The organism is Kocuria sp. (genome assembly GCF_030536815.1).
Taxonomy (GTDB): Bacteria; Actinomycetota; Actinomycetes; order Actinomycetales; family Micrococcaceae; genus Kocuria; species Kocuria gwangalliensis.
This window is the reverse complement of the sequence record NZ_JAUNPE010000069.1, coordinates 10,418-12,421: the sequence shown is the minus strand read 5'-3', so window position 1 is coordinate 12,421 and position 2,004 is coordinate 10,418. Positions and strand designations below refer to the sequence as shown.

The window sequence follows — 2,004 nt, the reverse complement described above, 5'->3', positions numbered from 1 at the left end:
GGACGCGGGTTCTGGGGATTGATGTCTGACATGTGGGCCTGCTTTCCGTAATGGGGGGGGTGGGAAGTCACAAGTCCCGTTAAGAAAGCATACTTGCCACGTGCTCCGATGGAGCGGGTGCGCGGTGGGAGCGTCTCGGGAGCCCAGCGGCCCACAATGCGGCCGCGATCAACAGCGGCTGGCCGAACAGCCGCGCGAGGCGTTTACCATCCGTGTCCAGGCCGAAGGCATCCGTTCCTTCCACGTATTGCGCGATGTTGCCGGGGAACACCGCCACGAAGAACACGGCCAGGGCAACGCCGGTGATCAAGCGGTACCTGGGGAGCGCGATCAACGCGGCACCCAGGGCGATTTCGACCACGCCGGAGTCCAGCACCACCAGGTCGTGATCAATGGGCAGCCACGATGGAACTTGTGCCTGGAACTCCTCGCGGGCAAAGGTCAGGTGCGCGATGCCCGCGAACAGCATGAAGATGCCCAAGACGACTCGGGTGATCGTCCGGGAGCGCTCGCGGGCGGGGCGACGTCGGGGAGAAGACATGTAGCGAATCTACTTCGAATGGCCGGGGAGCGGATGTGCGGTGACCTCGGCTCGGGAGCCGGCAGGAGCGGCGTCGGGCGGCGCGTCCTCGCTGAGAACGAGACCGCGCCGCCCGGCTCGGAACGAGAGGCTTACTCGTTGGTGACGCGCAGCTCGACCTCAATGTTGCCGCGGGTTGCGCGGGAGTAGGGGCACACCTGGTGAGCCTGCTCAACCAGCTCCCGGGCTTCGTCTTCGGGCAGGTTCGGGATGACGGCTTCGAGGACCACTGAGAGGCCGAAGCCCTCGCCCTCCTTGCCGATGGACACCTGGGCTCCCACGGCGGAATCGCCCAGGTCCTTCTTCGCGGACTTGGCCACCAGCTGCAAGGCCGAGTGGAAGCACGCGGCGTAACCGGCGGCGAACAGCTGCTCGGGATTGTTGCCGTTACCGCTGCCGCCCATTTCCTTGGGCGGGGCCAGGTCAACGGAAATGGTGTCGTCGCTGGTGCGGACGTGACCGGAGCGGCCGTCGCCGGTGCTCAAGGCTTCTGCGGTGTACATCGGTTCCATGGTGTCTCCTTCGTGAGTAATGATGACACAACTATATTGCGCACAATCTAAATGTGTCCAGGGTTCTTGCTAGAATTCAGGTGTGACCGCCTCGTCCTCTCCACTGGATCTCGACAACCAGCTGTGCTTCGCCCTGTACCGCGCCAGCCATGCCGTGGTGCGCGCCTACAAGAGCGAGCTCGACCAATTGGGCCTGACATACCCGCAGTACCTGGTCATGCTCGCGTTGTGGCAGACGGACGAGCCGCAGGGCGTTGGTCAACTCGGCGACCTCCTCGGCCTGGACAGCGGCACGCTCACTCCCGTGCTGCGCCGGCTTGAACAGCGGGGCCTGGTGGTGCGGCGCCGCGACGAACACGACGAACGACGTCGCCTGATCGAGCTCTCCGATGCCGGTCGAGATCTCCGCGTACTCGCCGAAAAGGTCCCCGCAAAGATTGCCGCTCGATTCCCCCTGCAGGGGCAGGACTACCACCTGCTGATGGCGCAGCTCGGAGACATCGCGCAGGCTTTCGGCAACGACCGCTGACCGTTCCACAATGTCCGCGGTGGCGGACGGGCGCTTCCCGGCCCCGGATGAGAGGCTTGACTCATGACTCACCACGTACTTCTGGCCGGTTGCGGTGATGTGGGCACGGCCCTGGGGCAGCGCCTTGTGGAGCGCGGTTGGCATGCCACGGGGGTACGACGCCGCCCCGGCCAACTCCCCGCGGAGATCTCACCTTTCGCTCTGGACCTGACGAATCCTGGAGCCGCTGCGCTGCCGCCGGCTGATGCCGTGGTCATTACGTTGACCGCGGACGGGCGCGACGTTCATGCCTATCAGCGTACATACCTGGGCGCGTTGCGGGGCCTGCACCGAGCGCTGAGTTCTGGCGGGAGTGCGCCCAAGCGCGTGGTGTTGGTGTCCTC

3 protein-coding genes and 1 pseudogene are annotated in these 2,004 nt (G+C 65.3%); 2 read left to right on the top strand and 2 right to left on the bottom strand.

Annotation, left to right across the window (positions count from 1 at the left end; translation table 11 throughout):
• Nucleotides 1-79: 79 nt before the first annotated feature.
• Nucleotides 80-541 carry a hypothetical protein gene (locus Q4E95_RS07890; protein WP_303382778.1) on the bottom strand — a complete coding sequence of 154 codons (462 nt, stop codon included), beginning with the start codon at nucleotides 539-541 and terminating at the stop codon, nucleotides 80-82.
• A gap of 131 nt (nucleotides 542-672) precedes the next feature.
• Nucleotides 673-1,092 (bottom strand): organic hydroperoxide resistance protein, encoded by a 420-nt coding sequence (locus Q4E95_RS07885; RefSeq protein WP_303382777.1) that lies wholly within the window; start codon nucleotides 1,090-1,092, stop codon nucleotides 673-675.
• 82 nt (nucleotides 1,093-1,174) lie between these two features.
• On the opposite strand from Q4E95_RS07885, the gene Q4E95_RS07880 reads away from it, so the two are divergent.
• Complete coding sequence (locus tag Q4E95_RS07880; protein ID WP_303382776.1) at nucleotides 1,175-1,621, top strand: MarR family winged helix-turn-helix transcriptional regulator; 447 nt, start codon at nucleotides 1,175-1,177, stop codon at nucleotides 1,619-1,621.
• Between the two features lie 63 nt (nucleotides 1,622-1,684).
• A pseudogene (locus tag Q4E95_RS07875) lies at nucleotides 1,685-2,004 on the top strand (NAD-dependent dehydratase); the annotation flags it as partial.

Bases quoted from the DNA above. Each gene is read 5' to 3' on its own strand.
- Q4E95_RS07890 (WP_303382778.1), bottom strand. From the start codon at position 541: ATGTCTTCTCCCCGACGTCGCCCCGCCCGCGAGCGCTCCCGGACGATC.
- Q4E95_RS07885 (WP_303382777.1), bottom strand. From the start codon at position 1,092: ATGGAACCGATGTACACCGCAGAAGCCTTGAGCACCGGCGACGGCCGC.